The organism is Moritella marina ATCC 15381 (genome assembly GCF_008931805.1).
GTDB lineage: Bacteria > Pseudomonadota > Gammaproteobacteria > Enterobacterales > Moritellaceae > Moritella > Moritella marina.
This window is the reverse complement of record NZ_CP044399.1, coordinates 3,349,020-3,366,102: the sequence shown is the minus strand read 5'-3', so window position 1 is coordinate 3,366,102 and position 17,083 is coordinate 3,349,020. Positions and strand designations below refer to the sequence as shown.

The 17,083-nt window shown below is 42.0% G+C and carries 16 protein-coding genes; 9 read left to right on the top strand and 7 right to left on the bottom strand.

Annotated elements, in window-relative coordinates:
* Window positions 1-59 precede the first annotated feature (59 nt).
* The 7 genes from rplU (at window position 60) to FR932_RS15055 (ending at window position 7,663) form a co-directional block, all read left to right on the top strand.
* Window positions 60-368 carry a 50S ribosomal protein L21 gene (gene rplU / locus FR932_RS15085; protein WP_006034531.1) on the top strand — a complete coding sequence of 103 codons (309 nt, stop codon included), beginning with the start codon at window positions 60-62 and terminating at the stop codon, window positions 366-368.
* A gap of 16 nt (window positions 369-384) precedes the next feature.
* A complete protein-coding gene (gene rpmA, locus FR932_RS15080) occupies window positions 385-642 on the top strand; it encodes a 50S ribosomal protein L27 (protein ID WP_019441736.1) in 258 nt (85 codons plus the stop codon).
* A gap of 270 nt (window positions 643-912) precedes the next feature.
* A complete protein-coding gene (gene cgtA, locus FR932_RS15075) occupies window positions 913-2,094 on the top strand; it encodes an Obg family GTPase CgtA (protein ID WP_019441735.1) in 1,182 nt (393 codons plus the stop codon).
* Window positions 2,095-2,511: 417 nt separating this feature from the next.
* Complete coding sequence (locus FR932_RS15070) at window positions 2,512-3,861, top strand: NCS2 family permease (protein WP_019441734.1); 1,350 nt, start codon at window positions 2,512-2,514, stop codon at window positions 3,859-3,861.
* Between the two features lie 216 nt (window positions 3,862-4,077).
* Entirely contained in the window at window positions 4,078-4,422 is a 345-nt protein-coding gene (locus tag FR932_RS15065) for an ArsR/SmtB family transcription factor (RefSeq protein WP_019441733.1), read from the top strand.
* 51 nt (window positions 4,423-4,473) lie between these two features.
* Window positions 4,474-5,094: an HD domain-containing protein gene (locus FR932_RS15060; protein WP_019441732.1), complete on the top strand. Its 621-nt coding sequence runs from the start codon at window positions 4,474-4,476 to the stop codon at window positions 5,092-5,094.
* A gap of 232 nt (window positions 5,095-5,326) precedes the next feature.
* The gene (locus FR932_RS15055; RefSeq protein ID WP_019441731.1) at window positions 5,327-7,663 is read left to right on the top strand and encodes a zinc/cadmium/mercury/lead-transporting ATPase; all 2,337 of its coding nucleotides are present in this window, start codon (window positions 5,327-5,329) and stop codon (window positions 7,661-7,663) included.
* Window positions 7,664-7,737: 74 nt separating this feature from the next.
* On the opposite strand, the gene FR932_RS15050 is transcribed toward FR932_RS15055, so the two are convergent.
* Window positions 7,738-8,613 (bottom strand): GGDEF domain-containing protein, encoded by an 876-nt coding sequence (locus tag FR932_RS15050; protein WP_019441730.1) that lies wholly within the window; start codon window positions 8,611-8,613, stop codon window positions 7,738-7,740.
* A 237-nt stretch (window positions 8,614-8,850) separates the two neighbouring features.
* Here FR932_RS15050 and FR932_RS15045 point away from each other — a divergent pair, with 237 nt between their 5' ends.
* A complete protein-coding gene (locus FR932_RS15045; RefSeq protein WP_019441729.1) occupies window positions 8,851-10,815 on the top strand; it encodes a monovalent cation:proton antiporter family protein in 1,965 nt (654 codons plus the stop codon).
* On the opposite strand, the gene FR932_RS15040 is transcribed toward FR932_RS15045, so the two are convergent.
* The 4 genes from FR932_RS15040 to FR932_RS15025 form a co-directional block, all read right to left on the bottom strand.
* A complete protein-coding gene (locus FR932_RS15040) occupies window positions 10,812-11,954 on the bottom strand; it encodes a patatin-like phospholipase family protein (RefSeq protein ID WP_019441728.1) in 1,143 nt (380 codons plus the stop codon). The genes FR932_RS15045 and FR932_RS15040 overlap by 4 nt on opposite strands.
* Before the next feature lie 132 nt (window positions 11,955-12,086).
* On the bottom strand, window positions 12,087-12,482 hold the full coding sequence (locus FR932_RS15035) for a DUF3465 domain-containing protein (RefSeq protein ID WP_019441727.1): 396 nt from the start codon (window positions 12,480-12,482) through the stop codon (window positions 12,087-12,089).
* Between the two features lie 66 nt (window positions 12,483-12,548).
* Window positions 12,549-13,073, bottom strand: a complete 525-nt coding sequence (locus FR932_RS15030) for a prepilin-type N-terminal cleavage/methylation domain-containing protein (protein WP_240532411.1) — start codon at window positions 13,071-13,073, stop codon at window positions 12,549-12,551.
* Between the two features lie 165 nt (window positions 13,074-13,238).
* Window positions 13,239-14,960 carry a proline--tRNA ligase gene (locus FR932_RS15025; protein WP_019441725.1) on the bottom strand — a complete coding sequence of 574 codons (1,722 nt, stop codon included), beginning with the start codon at window positions 14,958-14,960 and terminating at the stop codon, window positions 13,239-13,241.
* Between the two features lie 173 nt (window positions 14,961-15,133).
* Here FR932_RS15025 and FR932_RS15020 point away from each other — a divergent pair, with 173 nt between their 5' ends.
* On the top strand, window positions 15,134-15,748 hold the full coding sequence (locus FR932_RS15020; protein WP_019441724.1) for a transglycosylase SLT domain-containing protein: 615 nt from the start codon (window positions 15,134-15,136) through the stop codon (window positions 15,746-15,748).
* A gap of 101 nt (window positions 15,749-15,849) precedes the next feature.
* Here FR932_RS15020 and tsaA read toward each other — a convergent pair whose 3' ends face one another.
* Together tsaA and rcsF are read right to left on the bottom strand one after the other, a co-directional pair.
* Complete coding sequence (gene tsaA / locus FR932_RS15015; RefSeq protein ID WP_019441723.1) at window positions 15,850-16,596, bottom strand: tRNA (N6-threonylcarbamoyladenosine(37)-N6)-methyltransferase TrmO; 747 nt, start codon at window positions 16,594-16,596, stop codon at window positions 15,850-15,852.
* Window positions 16,596-16,985 (bottom strand): Rcs stress response system protein RcsF, encoded by a 390-nt coding sequence (gene rcsF, locus FR932_RS15010; RefSeq protein ID WP_019441722.1) that lies wholly within the window; start codon window positions 16,983-16,985, stop codon window positions 16,596-16,598. The genes tsaA and rcsF overlap by 1 nt, the downstream gene beginning before the upstream one ends.
* Window positions 16,986-17,083: the final 98 nt, after the last annotated feature.

Sequence of the window (17,083 nt, the reverse complement as noted above, 5' to 3'; positions counted from 1 at the left end):
AAATTATTATGACGTGTCGCTACCTAAGGTACGCTGGACACGAATCGGAGTCAGAAAACATGTATGCTGTTTTCCTAAGCGGTGGCAAACAACACCGCGTTGCTGAAGGTCAAACTCTTCGTCTAGAACTTCTAGACGTTGAAGCTGGTTCAAGCATCGAATTTAACGAAGTATTAATGGTAGCTAACGGCGAGAATATCGAAGTTGGCGCACCTTACCTTGAAGGTAAAAAAATCACTGCTGAAGTGGTATCTCATGGTCGTGCGGACAAGGTTAAAATCCTTAAATTCCGTCGTCGTAAGCACTCTCGTAAACAGATGGGTCACCGTCAATGGTTTACAGAAGTTAAGATTACTAAAATCGCTTAATCAGGAGTACTAAAAGATGGCACATAAGAAAGCTGGTGGTAGTACCAACAACGGTCGTGATTCAGAAAGCAAACGTTTAGGTGTTAAACGTTTTGGTGGTGAATCAGTTCTTGCGGGTAACATTCTAGTTCGTCAACGTGGTACTAAATTCCACGCTGGTACAAACGTAGGTTGTGGTCGTGACCACACTCTATTCGCTAAAGCTAGCGGTAAAGTGCAGTTCGAAGTTAAAGGACCACAAAACCGTAAGTTCATTAGCATTGTAGCTGAATAATTTCAGCACAAACTAAGAATTTTTAAACCCCGCCTATATGGCGGGGTTTTTTTATTGTAAAAATAAATTTTAGCAATAAAAATAGAATGATAAAATGTTGAGAGAGAATTGACCCATACAAGCAGGTTGAGCTTGGTTAGTCATGAGACTCCATAGAAGTTGATAGTTGCACGGATTAATTAATTTACTTACTACGTTTAACGTGGTTAGTACGTGATTAGTTAATCCGTGCAACTAACTGCATTCCTAATTTGTAGGAGCGATAGCGAAATGAAATTTGTAGATGAAACCCGAATCAAAGTTGAAGCCGGTGATGGCGGCAGTGGTTGTGTAAGCTTCCGCCGTGAAAAATATGTTGCTCGTGGTGGCCCTGATGGTGGTGACGGCGGCGATGGCGGTCATGTATATATGATTGCAGATGAAAACTTAAATACGCTAGTCGATTTTCGTTTTGTCCGCTTCCATAAAGCGGAACGTGGTGAGAATGGTCGCCCTAAAGATCAAACTGGTGCGCGCGGTGAAGATATCACTTTACGTGTTCCTGTTGGCACGCGTGTAGCAGATGATGACACTGGTGAAGTAATTGCCGATCTTGTTATGCACGGTCAACGCAAAATGGTTGCTAAAGCTGGTTTCCACGGTTTAGGTAACACACGTTTTAAAAGTAGTGTAAACCGTGCACCTCGTCAAAAGACACTGGGTACACCTGGTGAAGTGCGTAACTTACGTCTAGAACTAATGTTGCTTGCTGATGTTGGTTTACTCGGTTTACCAAATGCAGGTAAATCTACTTTCATTCGTGCAATTTCTGCTGCGAAACCTAAAGTTGCAAACTACCCGTTTACAACTTTAGTACCTAACCTAGGTGTAGTAAGTGCAAGCCCTGAGCGTAGCTTCGTGGTTGCCGATATTCCTGGTCTAATTGAAGGTGCTTCTGATGGCGCTGGTCTAGGTATTCGTTTCTTACGTCACTTAGAACGTTGTCGTTTAATGGTTCACATTGTTGATCTATTACCTGAAAACATGAGTGATCCAGCTGAAAATGCTAAAGTTATTGTAAGTGAACTGGAAAAATACAGTACAAAACTTGCAGCTAAAACATGTTGGTTAGTATTTAACAAAACCGATCTTGTATTAGATGACGAAGCTCAAGAAACAATTCAACGTGTTGTTGCTGCGATTAATTGGGAAGGCGAAGTTCACACTATGTCTGCCTCAAGCGGCGTTGGCACTAAAGATCTTGTTCGTGCGATTATGGAACAGATTGAAGCTATGCCACGTCCTAAGATCGAAATGCCAGTTGAAGATGATGGTGATATCGGTTTCTTATGGGATGAATACCATAAAGACCAAATTGCTAATCACGCTGTTATTGAAGAAAGCGATGATGATGACGATTGGGATGATTGGGACGAAGAAGATGACGGCCACGTTATCTATGCTCGTGACTAATTATCATAAAAAAATGACTTTATAATCATTTTTATTGAAAAATACCAGCTTAACGCTGGTATTTTTTTATCTTAAAAATAGTACTTTCAGGGGCTTGAGATGTTTTTCATCAATAGATTATTATTTTTACTAATAAAAGTGGGCATTTTAGACAAAAAACTTCCAATTGAACACGAATTAGCAGATAATCCCGCCCGTTCACAAAGTGAATATAGCAGGTAATAAATACCTATATTTTAAATCCGGTTAGTTAATAATTGTCAGCTTAGAACTTTCCACTTTTCCGCTAGCGACAGCCATTTATTAAATAACCAGTCATCTTAGTCTGTATCTATCAGTTGCTGAAAGAGCAATAAGTACAGGCAACCACTGCCATATAGTGCGTGAGATGAACGAAACAAAAAGTGAGTACCTTTAATGAATACCGCAAGTAAGTCTACCTCTGAATCAAAAAACACGTCTGCTTTTGCCACTTTGATGGAAAAGTTGTTCAAGCTAAAAGCACATAACACCACGATTAAAACAGAAGTAATGGCTGGTTTAACGACTTTCGTTACCATGGCTTATATCTTATTTGTTAACCCTGACATCATGTCTATTGCTGGTATGGATTATCAAGCAGTATTTGTTGCAACAGCACTCAGTGCAGCCATTGGTTGTATCTTCATGGGTCTTTACGCTAACTGGCCTGTTGGTTTAGCACCTGGTATGGGGCTGAATGCATTTTTCACCTTCGCTGTAGTGAAAGGTATGGAATATTCTTGGCAGGTGGCATTAGGTGCCGTATTCATTTCAAGTATCATATTCGTTATTATGAGCGTGACTAAATTACGCGGCTGGATCATCGATAGCATCCCACATAGCTTACGTTATGCAATGACGGCAGGTGTTGGTCTGTTCTTAGGTATTATCGGCTTAAAAGCAGCGGGTATCATTACTGCTAGTCCAGCGACGTTAGTAACACTAGGTAACTTCCACGACCCGAAAGTAATTTTAGGTGCATTGAGCTTCCTTATCATTGCAATCTTAGCAACACGTAAAGTATTCGGCGCGGTACTTATTGGTATTATCGCAGTGACAGTAATCAGTGCTGTGATGGGTCTAGTTACCTTACCTGAGCAAGCTGTATCATTACCAACTGGCTTATCAAAAACATTCATGCAAATGGATGTAATGGGGGCGTTAGACGTATCTATGGTAAGTATTATCCTCGCATTCCTATTTGTGAACATGTTTGATACCGCGGGTACGATGATCGGCGTCGCTGATAAAGCTGGCATGTATAATAAAGACGGCAAAATCGAAAACCTAAATAAAGCATTAACAGCGGATAGTGTTGCAAGTGTTGCTGGCGCTGTGATTGGTTGCCCACCAGTAACAACATACGTTGAAAGTAATGCGGGTATTGCTGAAGGTGGTCGTACAGGATTAACAGCTGTTGTTGTTGGTTTATTATTCTTAGGTGCGATGTTCTTTGCTCCAATAGCGCAAATTGTACCAAGCTATGCGACAGCGGGCGCATTAATCTATGTCGCTTTCTTAATGGTTGGTAGCTTAAATAAAGTTAACTGGGATGAATTCACAGACTACGTGCCAGCTGCAATCACCGCAATCATGATGCCGCTAACGTATTCAATTGCTGATGGTATTATCTTAGGATTCCTATCATTTGCTATCATCAAACATGCGACTGGGCGTTCTGCTGATGTATCGCTAGGTATGAACGTACTTGCACTGGTATTCATTGCCAAATTAGCATTTATCTAAAAAGTGAAAGTGCTAACGCAGTGCTGTTAATGTAGGCACTGCTAATTAAGAACTGTTAATCAAGTGCCAGCCGAGTATATGCAATTTGCGTTTATGAGGTTGGCATTTTTATTTCCTCCATTTTGTCATATTGGCGCCTCTAGGCATTGTGTTCTTGCCCCTATGAGCTTAAGTGTTACACTTTCCTTTTATCCATTTTTATCTTAGCGGGGCTGAATGCCAAAATTAGAATCTCAATGTTGCCCAGAACCACAATGTAACGCCGAACTACCAGCGTTAGATGAACAACATATTGCTTCTCTTGCGCATCTCTTTCATTTGTTAGGGGATGAAGGACGTATCCGCTTGGTACTTGCCTGCATGGCTGGACCTATGGCTGTCTCTGAATTATCAGCCGTATCTGGTATGTCACAATCACTCACTAGTCATCACCTGCGACATTTACGTGAGGCGCGTATTTTGCGTTCTGAGCGTCAAGGTAAACAAATATTATACCGACTTGATGATCATCATATTCGTCATGTGGTACACGATCTGGCTTGCCACGTTACCGAACACTAATAACTCGCTTATTAATGATTAAATCTGAAGCACTATTTTAAAGAGTTTGCCATGCGAAAGTTGTTTATTGAATTTTTAACACAGTTGGGTAGCGCAGATCGCGCCCATGATATCGATCATATTGAACGTGTCGTAGCCACTGCGAGGTTATTAGCTGCGAGTGAAGGTGCTGACTTGGCTATCTTAGAACCTGCTGCTTGGTTACATGATTGTGTCTCTGTCGCCAAAGATCATCCACAGCGCAAGCAAGCGTCATTATTAGCCGCCAATCATGCTATTGAATTTTTACAACAGATAGACTATCCCGCGCAATATCATGAGGCTATTCATCATGCGATCGTCGCCCATAGCTTTAGCGCCAATATAACGCCTGAATCACTGGAAGCAAAGATATTACAAGACGCAGATCGTATGGATGCGTTAGGTGCGATTGGTATTGCCCGCTGTATTTTAGTTGGCGGTAAATTGAATCGTCAGCTTTATAGTAGTATCGATCCATTATGTGAATCGCGTGAACCTGATGACAGTGTGTATACATTAGATCACTTCTTTACTAAGTTATTAAGGCTTGGTGATAGTATGCAAACCTCTGCTGCCAAGGCTGAAGCACAACGACGCAGTATTTATATGCGTGATTTTTTAACGCAATTACAGTCGGAATTATTGACATAGAAAGTGCGTTACTGGTGCAGTAAAAAGTGCACTAAACAGTACAGTAAATAGTGTAAGTCATGACATTAAAGCTAATTCACCCGTTAACCATAACGATTGAATTAGCTTTTTTTTGTAAATACACTTGAACGAAAGTTAATATGAATATATATTTATATGTAAGTTAATTAGCTTGAACGCATTAACTGTTATTCATATTGCTAACATTAATTCTATTTACGAGGATAAACTTATGTCATGTAAAGGCAGCACTGCAACTAAAACAGCGGCTACAACATCAAATCCAGGATGTTGCGGCAGCGATCACAGCAAAACTCACGTACACGAACATCAATATACAGATCAACATCATGCTGCACCGGTAAGTAGCAGCGACTCTTGCTGCGCGAATACAGAATCAAATGATATTATTACCGATGACGAGGAGCCCGAGTCCAGTAGTTTAACAGCCCGTTTATCCTGGTTAGTCAAAGGCATGGACTGTCCTAGTTGTGCCCGTAAAGTAGAAAAAGCCGTTCAAGCATTACCGAAAATACAGCAATGTCGAGTGGCATTCGCTACCGAAAAATTACTTGTTGATATCAAAAAAGAACCGAATACTGATGCTGTAGACAGCATCAAGCAGCAAGTGACTGATGCGGTGGTTAAAGCTGGATTCAAATTGCAAGAGGTCGGTAAAAAATCGACAGACGTAGCAGAAGACATTTCATTATCACAAAACCTACGCGAGCATTGGCATGCGGTCACGTTAGTTAGTGCGATTGTTATTGCGGCGATATTAACGCAGTTTAACAGTGAAGCCAGCCAGTGGTTATTTACGTTCGCGAGTGTATTTGGTGTTATTCCAGTTATTCACCGCTCGGTTAAATTAGCGCGTTCTGGTACGCCATTTGCAATTGAAACCTTGATGTCAGTTGCGACTGTCGGTGCGCTTATCTTAGGTGAAACGGCAGAATCAGCAATGGTATTGGTGTTATTCATGATAGGTGAAAAACTAGAATCATATGCGGCAGGTAAAGCGCGTAAAGGCGTTAAATCGTTAATGTCATTAGTGCCTGAAGATGCTACTACTATTGTTGGTGATAAGCGTGTTGTTGTTGCTGCAAGTGATTTACAACCGGGTGATATTATTGAAATAAAACCGGGTGACCGATTACCTGCCGATGGCGCATTATTGGCGTCAGGTATTAGCTTTGATGAAAGTGCATTAACCGGTGAATCAGTACCTGTAGAGCATCAAGCTGACGATATCGTTATGGCGGGCAGCTTAGCTGTTAACCGCGTTGCGCAGTTGCGTGTGGTATCTGAATCGGGCAACAATGCGATTGACCGTATTTTGCATTTAATTGAAGAAGCAGAAGAAAATAAAGCACCAATTGAACGCTTCCTTGATGGATTCAGCCGTTGGTACACACCAGCAATGATGTTATTAGCATTAGCTGTTGTTACTGTGCCACCATTATTATTTGGCGGTGATTGGACTGAATGGGTTTATAAAGGCTTAACATTACTCTTGATTGCATGCCCTTGTGCATTGGTTATTTCAACCCCAGCAGCAGTGACGTCGGCATTATCGGCTTCAAGTAAGCGTGGTGTATTAGTTAAAGGTGGCGCAGCGCTAGAGCAGATTGGTCGTATTCAACAAATTGCTTTTGATAAAACCGGTACCCTAACGCAAGGTGTACCAGAGGTAACAAGTGTTGTTAGTTTTATTGATGATGAAAGCAAAGTCTTGCAGCTGGCTGCCAGTATTGAACAAACATCGAATCACCCATTAGCCATGGCCATTTTGACACATGCAGAACGTCAATCTGTACCGCTATTAACGGTGAGTAATGATCAAACGTTAGCGGGTTTGGGTGTGCAAGGTGAAGTACAAGATGATGGGGAAACACAGCTAATTAAATTGTTGGCTCCACATCATATGACTGCAAAATTAGCTGAACTCACACAGGTGAAAACAGCTATTGAAGACCTCGAAAACAAAGGCAATACGACCGTTGTTGTACTGCAGAATGAGCAGGTGATCGGGTTAGTCGCATTAGCCGACAGTATCCGTGAAGATGCTCGCCAAGCGATTGAAGCGTTACAGCGATTAGGTATTAATACCGTGATGTTAACGGGTGATAACCGCCGAACAGCTAAAGTTATTGCTGATTCGTTAGGCATGGAATACCGTGCAGAATTATTACCTGAAGATAAGTCACGTATTGTTGGCGATCTGAGCCAAGACAAAGATACTGCGATGGTTGGCGATGGTATTAATGATGCGCCAGCAATGAAAAGGGCAAGTCTAGGTATTGCGATGGGTGGTGGTACTGATGTGGCGTTAGAGGCTGCTGATGTTGCATTGATGCATAATCGCTTGGTGGAATTACCACAAATGGTGGAGTTGGGTCAGGCGACACTCACCAATATTAAGCAAAATATAGGCTTAGCTGTTGGTCTTAAAGCAGTCTTTTTGGTGACGACATTACTGGGGATGACAGGACTGTGGGTGGCTATTTTAGCTGATTCAGGTGCGACAGCCTTGGTAACAGCAAATGCGTTAAGGCTATTACGAAAATAAGTTCGTAAATAATAGGCAGCGGCAGGTTAAGCTGTCCTATACTTAATGAAGCTCATCAAATTTGGTGAGCTTTTTTATTTGATATTCACTTTAGAGTTATACAGATCTTCATCAGCGATTTTGAATAAACTCTCAATCGTTTCTCCTGCTCGCCACATTGCAGAACCAATTGCTGAGGTAATATTAAATTCACTCAGTAATGGATCACATTTAATCTCGCTGTAAATACGTTCGATGACCAAATTAGTTGATTGCGATGATGCCGGTTGCAAGATAATAGCAAATTCATCACCGCCTAATCGAAAGGCCATATCACTATTGCGAATACTGCGTTGTAATATGTGTGCGTAATGTTTCAATATGCGATCACCAAACTGATGGCCATAAGTATCATTAACACGTTTGAAATTATCTAAATCAGTAATCAGCAAAGCCATATTCGACTTATGACGTTGGCATAAACTGTAAGAGCGCAAAATATTTTCATCAAAACTAGCGCGATTGTCTAAACCAGTTAAGTGATCTTTCATGATCCTAATTTGCATCTCTTGTAACATCAAGGCATGCATTAGATTGATTTCGAGGAGCTGATGTAGCTCTTTTAGTAAACTGAGTTCATTCAGCTTTAAAGGGTTTACCGAGCTATATAACAACGACCCCAGATCTTTTCCCATTGCAGATAAATGGTAGTTCTGTTGAAAAACAGCCGTGCAATCGGATTTTAATTGAATGTTATTCGTCGCATCGGTAAAGCTTAAACCGGTAAAGCGGACATGTTCTGCCGCTATTGCGGCAAAGTTAGATAACAAAGAATCGACATCTAGACTTGTTTGTAACTTTTTCAATGTGGCAATGGTTTGCGATGGCGTCAATTTCTGCTGCCGTTTTGGCGCAGTAAACCCATAATTTGTATGTATTTTAGGGGTATTTATGATGCTTAAGTTATCCATTTTTACCTCTGTCAAAAAAATTACATTATTGAGTGTAGTTATAAAATATGCATTTACCATACCATTATTCAATAAATGGAGAGTTAACCAGGAAGTTAAATAGATGAGGATCTTTTTATTGATCCTTTCGCTAACTTGTTAAATCGAGAGCTTGCACATATTCTTTAACAGTATTGATTTGGTATTATCTGGATAGCTTATTTTGATGTTCACCGGTTTCGCTTTGGAGGTAATATTTTGTTTATTGATATCATCTTATTACTGTCTATCGCCGTCGCACTGGTGGCGTTATTTCAACGTATTCAACTACCGCCTATCCTCGCCTATCTCGCTACGGGTATTGTTGCTGGGCCTCATGGATTTCAATTAATTGTCGAGCAAGCCGATATAGAACTATTTGCTGAGCTGGGCGTGGTATTTCTGATGTTCTCATTGGGATTAGAGTTTTCTTTACCGCGATTATTATCGATGCGGCATTTGGTATTAGGACTTGGTGGTGGTCAGGTCATGTCTGTTGGCTTGATCTTCACTGTGCTGGGCATATTTGCTTCATTGTACTGGTCGCAAGCATTTGTCGTGGCGTCGGCGATGTTAATGTCCTCGACTGCGATTGTGATCAAGCAACTGGCCGAATCGAAGTTGCTGAATACGCGCATGTCTAAACTATCCATCAGTGTATTGTTATTTCAAGACATCGCAGTCGTCCCTTTCCTTATTATGATCCCGTTATTGGCACAGCAAAGTGGTAACGTGATGCTGATCGCCGAGCAAATGGGCTGGGCATTGGTTAAAGGTCTGTTTGCTGTCTCTTTGATCCTCTCTGTTGGGCGTTGGATCTTACCGACCGTATTTAAGGAGATTGCGTTAACTCGTTCCGATGAATTGTTTGTGATGTCGACTTTATTGGTGGCATTAATTGCAGGACTCATCACCCACTGGTTAGGCTTATCCATGGCTTTAGGGGCTTTTTTAGCGGGGATGATGTTAGGCGAGGGCCCTTATCGACACCAACTTGAAGCCGATATACGGCCGTTTCGTGATGTCTTAATGGGACTGTTTTTTATTACTATCGGGATGTTACTCAACTTGCCGAGTTTACTGGAGGATTGGCCTCGTTTGATCATTGTGTTAGTAGTGATGATGTTAACAAAAATAATGTTGGTGTTCGTGTTAGCGAAAAGTTTAGGTGAGAGCAGTCGTAATGCGTTGAGTACGGGACTGGTTTTAGCGCAAATGGGTGAGTTTGGTTTTGTGCTGTTGGCATTAGCAGGTAAGTTAGAATTATTGCCGTTACCGTTAATATCAACCTTGGTTGGTGTTGGGGTGATGAGCATGGCGATGACCCCTTGGTTAATCAATCGCCATCAAGACATCGTGAGGCGGTTAATGTTTCAGTCTAAAGTGGTCCCTAAAAGCGGACTGTCGTCGCCATTACCCGGCCAATATATCGATCATGTTATCGTTTGCGGTTACGGCCGAAGTGGTCAAACTATCGCACGTTTCTTAAAAATTGAAGGTATTCCTTATACTGTTATCGACCGTGATCCTGTGCGTGTACAAGAAGCATTAAATGGTGGTGAAAAAATTGAATTTGGGGATGCAAGCCGCCGTGAAATTCAAATGATGTTAGGTGTTGATAAGGCTAAATCGATTATTATTACTTTCAAAGATACGGAAAAGGCGATCGAGCTATTGAAGATAGTAAAACCTTTGACTGATGCGAAGGTGCTCGTGCGGACTACTGATGATTCGACGATGCAAAAACTACAGGATGCCGGTGCAACCGATGTCGTACCGGAATCGTTAGAAGGCAGTTTGATGATGGTATCCCATGTATTGGCGATCTCTGGTGTCCCAATAAAGCGTATTTTAAAACGTCTGCAGCACGAACGTCAGGGTCATTATAACCATTTGCATGGTTTTTATTTTGGTGGCGAAAGTAATATACCCTTTGAGGAAAGTGAAGTGTTAGAACGGTTACATGCGATCCGTCTTGAGCAGGGAGCTTATGCTATCGGTAAAACGGTCGCAGAAGTTAAACTTAAAGAGGTGAGCTATCGTGCTGTGCGTCGGCAAGGTGTCGAATTGACTCACGTGCATCCGGATTTTATGTTTGCAGCGGGTGATGTGATATTGCTTTGTGGACCTTCTCGTTATGTTAAACGTGCTGAGCATCGCTTATTAGGTGATTGGGCTGGTTAGTTAATGCCTAAAAATGTTCTTAATTCCTTTTCCTGTTTTAATACATCTTGATAGCCTAAATTCATTAACTCTCGAGTATAGTTTTGTTCAAACATCAGATAAGACGTGATGGATGAATGGCTGTGTTGATTGACGCCGATAGTACGTAATAAGGTACGAATAGTGATGGGTAAATCGTGAAAGTATTTATCAGCGATGGCATTGATATCATGCTCGTTGGCGAGTCTGAATAAGCCGATCTGTTTCATGTTTAATGATGATTGCACTGATGCTTGCTGAGATTCAGGTGTTAATGCCAAGGTTTCATTAACGCGGGTTAAGCGTTCGATGTCGGAGTTTAGGGTATCGGTAAAAATGGTATCAAGCAAATGGCCTGCGATATCAGCGCCCGATGGGGTTTGACGTACTTCTACGGGTTTAAGCTGTTGCGGTGGTTGCTCTGCACCGATCACTAATAGTTTCTCTGCGCCAAGGTGAATGGCGGGGCTCAGTGGTGACAGTTGGTGTACGGAACCGTCACCATAAAAATCACGGCCTATCTGCGTGCAGGGAAAAACCAATGGGATCGCAGAGGACGCGAGTAGGTGGTTGGTGTGTAAGCGGGTGCGTAAACCACTACGGCGGGCGCGTTGCCATTCTTGCAGTTGTTGATTACCTTGAAAAAAGCTGATGGAGTCGCCGTTGTTATAATCGGAAGCAGTGATCGAAATAGCATCGAGGTGCTGGCGTTGAATATTCAGATCGATTCGGCGCATATCTAAGTACCGGTCGAGTAATTGGTGTAAGGGTTTGTTGTTAAACAAGGATACTGGCTGACGTGTTACATGGTGAGACTGAAACTTGGATAGAAACGTTAATAATAAGTGTCGTGATATCTCGTTGAAACTGCATTGAAAGACTTGATTCGCGTGGAAGTTATTCCAGATATACTCGAGCTTTTTCACCCCTAAACGAAAGCAACTCGCATAACAAGCGATTGCGCAACTATTGATGGCTCCTGCGGATGTGCCGGTAATGACTTTAAAGGGCGTGCCATGATTACGCGGGTAGAATTCCGCAATGGCTTTTAATGCACCGACTTGATACGCCGCCCTTGCGCCACCGCCTGTTAATAACAATCCTTGTTTAGTCCCACTCATAAACCCCCAAACGCATCATAAAGCGCGGTTTCATTACTAATACGGCGCTACCTTTTAATTATTGTTAAAGAGTAGCGGCTTCGCCAAATTAATACTGTGGAGTAGGGAGAAGTTTGATGCATTGGTGATTAATCAGTTATAAACCCTACCGCGGTGCTTCAACCAACCGTGCTTATGATTATCACGCGGATCTTTATGGGTCCAATGGATAACACCACCTTTGCTGTTCCACTCGTATTCACCGTAGAACTGAACTGTATCACCGACTTTTAAGTTATTAATGCGTGGCGCTAAATCAATATTATGCGCGATCAATATAGTTTGACTAGTCTTCAGCTGTAACAAGAATTTCTGATGGCGGGAGCCTTTATTATCATCAGCAAGTATACGGGTGACCTTGCCTGAACCTTTAACTTGGACATCACTTTGTTGGTTATTATAAGCGTGCTTTAAGACGCCGTCATTTGCCCAAGTGTTGAAAGAAAATAGACTTAAAATTATGAATAAGTGAGTAAAAATCCGTTTCATGGTTGTGGCCTTTGCCTGTAAATTAAAAACGTGATTTTAAACTATTTACAACATCAATGTATTGAATTATTTACAATCTTCAGTTTCTAGGCCGATCACCGCGGGTCTACCATCTTCATGATTAATATAATAAACCCCACACTTATCATTCCAACTATAGCCTCTCGGATATACTTTACCTATTCGGCCCGGTTGCGTTGTTGTGATACCGCTTGGCAGTCTTACTTGGTTGCCTCTACCGCACCAGTCTGCATCACATATCGTAGCTGATTGAGAAAAATTAATTGCATCTAAATTAACGATGTAGCGAATACCATTGATCCAATTTCCTACGGGATAACCACTGTGTAATTGCATGTTCACCCCATCAATATCTGTCGTTATAGCATCTTTGTCAGCACCGATGATTACGGCTTTTGAATGGATTAAATTAGCACCGCTACGCATCGCACCTTCCATTCCTCGAAGTGAAGCAAGTCGGGCGTCTGATGATAAGTTGGTGAATTTAGGTATGGCAATTGCGGCTAGTATGCCTAATACGATAATGATGATGACGAGTTCTATTAATGTAAAACCTTGTTGCTTATTCATTGCTTTCGCCCTTATCGATAATGGCAGCATGTTAACAGCCTTGAGCAATTGTGTAAATTAGGATAGACCAGATACGAAAAAGCCAAGCAGATGCTTGGCTTTGAATCGTTTTTAACTAAAGTTATTTAGCTAAAATCACTTAACCGAAGTTAATTACCTATTAGCTTAAGCTAGTAAGCTTTTAATGTGTTCAACGATGTCTGTCAGTGCGATCTCAGTCTTATCACCAGTTGTACGTAGTTTGTGGTCAACTAGACCATTCTTCAGACTACGGTCGCCAATGATGATGTTGTGTGGGATACCGATAAGTTCAGAATCCGCAAACATTACACCTGGACGCTCTTTACGATCATCGAACAATACTTCAATGCCAGCAGCTTGAAGGTCAGCGTAGATTTTCTCTGCTGCTTCTTTTACTTCGGCTGATTTATGCATGTTCATTGGGATGATAGATACTTTATACGGTGCGATTGACTCGTTCCAGATAATACCGTTTTCATCATGGTTCTGTTCGATTGCTGATGCAACGATACGAGAAACACCAACACCGTAACAACCCATAGTCATGGTTTGCTGTTTACCTTGCATGTTCAGTACGCCAGCGCCCATTGATTCTGCGTATTGCGTACCAAGTTGGAAGATATGACCTACTTCGATACCACGTTTAATAGAAAGTGTACCCTTACCACATGGGCTAGCTTCACCTTCAACAACGTTACGTAAATCTGCAACTGTGTAATCGCTAATGTCGCGATCCCAGTTAGCGCCAGTGATGTGCTGGCCATTCACGTTAGCACCACAAACAAAGTCTGCTAGGTGTGCAGCGCTGCGATCAACAACAACAGGGCAATTCAGACCTTGAGGACCGATAGAGCCAGCATCGCAGTTTGCAGCCGCTTGGATTTGTGCTTCGTTAGCAAATGTTAACGGAGCAGCAACACCAGCAATTTTCTCTGCTTTCACTTCGTTTAGTTCATGATCGCCGCGTAGTACAAGAGCGATAACGCCTTGTGCTTGGCCTTCTTCAGCTTCAGCAGCTACAAGCAGTGTTTTAACTGTTTGTGTTGCGTCAACTTCTAAGAATTTGCAAACGTCTTCGATGCTGTGTGCATCTGGTGTAGCAACAACAGTGAGTGCTTGCGTTGCTGCAGGACGTTCGCCAGCAGGTGCTAATGCTTCTGCTTTTTCAATGTTTGCTGCGTAATCGCTGCCGTCAGAGAATACGATATCGTCTTCGCCGCTTTCTGCAAGTACGTGGAATTCGTGAGATACAGCACCACCAATTGAACCAGTATCAGCTAGTACCGGACGGTATTCTAGGCCAATGCGTTCAAAGATGTTGCAATAGGCTGTGTGCATTTTGTTGTACGTTTCGTTTAGACATTCATCTGATAAATGGAAAGAATAAGCATCTTTCATCAGGAATTCACGCGAACGCATTACACCGAAACGAGGACGAACTTCATCACGGAATTTAGTTTGGATCTGATAAAGCGTCAACGGCAGTTGTTTGTAGCTGTTGATTTCTTTACGCGCGATATCAGTGATCACTTCTTCGTGCGTTGGACCTAAAACAAAAGGACGGTTGTGGCGATCGTTAATACGTAACAACTCTGGACCGAATTTATCGATGCGACCTGTTTCTTGCCATAGATCAGCGGGCTGAACCATCGGCATTAGCGTTTCAACAGCACCTGCTTTATCCATCTCTTCACGTACGATGTTTTCTACTTTACGTAAAACTCGTAAGCCTGTCGGTAACCAAGTGTATAGACCTGATGCAAGACGACGAACCATACCTGCACGAAGCATTAGCTGGTGGCTAATTACTTCTGCGTCATTTGGAGTTTCTTTCAAAGTTGAAAGCAAGTAATTGCTGCTACGCATAACGTTCCTTTATTTACTAATAAAATCGATATAAGAGCGTGATTTTAACAGGGCGCAGCCAGAGTAAACAGTAAAAGTTAGTGATTAGTTTTATTTATTTTTGACCGCTGTCCTTTTATTCGTTTATCGGAGGTCCTATACTGGCGGCCAACTTTGGATTTGTGCTATTAAAAATGAATAAAATACTGAGATTAGCTGCACTTATAATGGTCAGCAGTTTATTATTTGGTTGTTCTTCGCAACCTCGTAATCCAGAAAATATTTGCGATATCTTCATTGAAAAATATGATTGGTATGAAGCGGCCATCGACAGTCAAGAGAAATGGGGGGTGCCTGTGCACGTTCCTATGGCGATGATGTATCAAGAAAGCTCATTTAAGCATAATGCGCAGCCGCCGATGCAGTATTGGTGGATAATCCCGACGGGACGTGCAAGTTCTGCCTATGGTTACGCCCAAGCAAAAACCATGACATGGGGTGATTACGTTAAAGAAACGGGTAACAGCTGGTCAAGTCGCTCAGATTTTCATGACGCGATGGATTTTATGGGCTGGTTTATGAATAAAACTCAAAAAATCAACGGTGTATCTAAGTGGAGCGCTGAGCAGCAATACTTAAATTATCATGAAGGTTGGGGCGGTTATCAGCGTAAAACCTATAATCAAAAACCGTGGTTGAAGAAAGTAGCGAAAAAAGTAGATCAACGTTCGTTAAAATACGCGGGTCAGTATCGCACTTGTAAAGACGATTTAGACTCTAACTGGGTTTGGCGTTTGTTCTTCTTATAATCCGAAGATCGCCACGACGTTTAAGCTAGATGCTGTTGACATAAAAAAGCCGATTAACTGCGAACACAGTTAATCGCTTTTTCGTATTGACGTTAGTCGCTCTATTTTTCTGCTGGCTGCTCTGATACTAACGCTACTGGCGTCTCATCTTTTATGACAGAAACAACCGTCGTAACATCGCTTTCGACTACCCAACGCACATTAAAATCATATAACTTCACGCCGTATTCCTGACGGATAGTTTTATTCTTTTTGTAAGCAGGGCGTGGATCTTGCGCTAATACCTGGGCAATAAAGTCGCGTAATTCTGGGTGTTTTTTGTGCTGGGCGCCTATTTGAGTCACGGCTTCATCGGTAAATAATACCTGCATATCAGCAATTGGCGCGTCATTGGCATAGCCCGCTTGTGCATCCGTTAATCTATCGGCGTAAGGCACATAGGGTTTGATATCTAAAATTGGTGTGCCATCAACCAGATCTATGCCGGATAAATTCAAAATACACTGATTATTCTTGATGCTAATACCGTCCAGTTTCGCGACCGATAACCCTAATGGATTGGGGCGAAATGTAGAGCGAGTAGCAAATACGCCTAAACGTTCGTTACCCCCTAAACGTGGTGGACGCACGGTCGGATTCCAACCTTTATCCATGGTTTCATGAAAAGCAAATATCAGCCAAACATGACTAAACTGTTCAATACCACGTAATGCATCCGCTTCATCATACGGTGGGCTCAAGATAAGCTGCGCTTTAGCTGCTGACACTAGCCCTGGTTGGCGTGGTACGGCAAATTTTTCTTTATAGGGGGTGTGGATGATACCAACAGTATTGAGTTCTAATTTCATTATAGGTTATCGTCACTGCTGCTTGCTAAGGGACTCACTTTGATCGCATCACCATAACAGAGGTAACTACTCAAGCAGGCTTTTGAAGCGGGTGGGGCAATACATGAACGAATAATAATACCATTTGCATTGAGGGCCGCTGCTTGACGTTTTGCTGCTATTTTTGCTTGTTGTTCTTCTGCTGGAGGCTGGTTATCAGCGGTTTGACAGCTTTCGCCTTCGACTAAGCCTAACTGCTCAACGTGGCTATGTTGTAGTGAACTGGTGGTATAATACTCGACATCGGAAATGGCGAAGTAATTGGTGAAATTGTCTTTATCTAAATTGGTCTGCAGCGGGTAGGTACTACAGCCACTTAAGAGTATTGTCAGTAATAATAAATATTTCATGGCATGTTATCGAGTGAAATTATACTGCAATTATAATTCTATCACTGACTTAAAGACATTTATTTTTAGTTTGATTGACTATCTATATTGTTTTATCA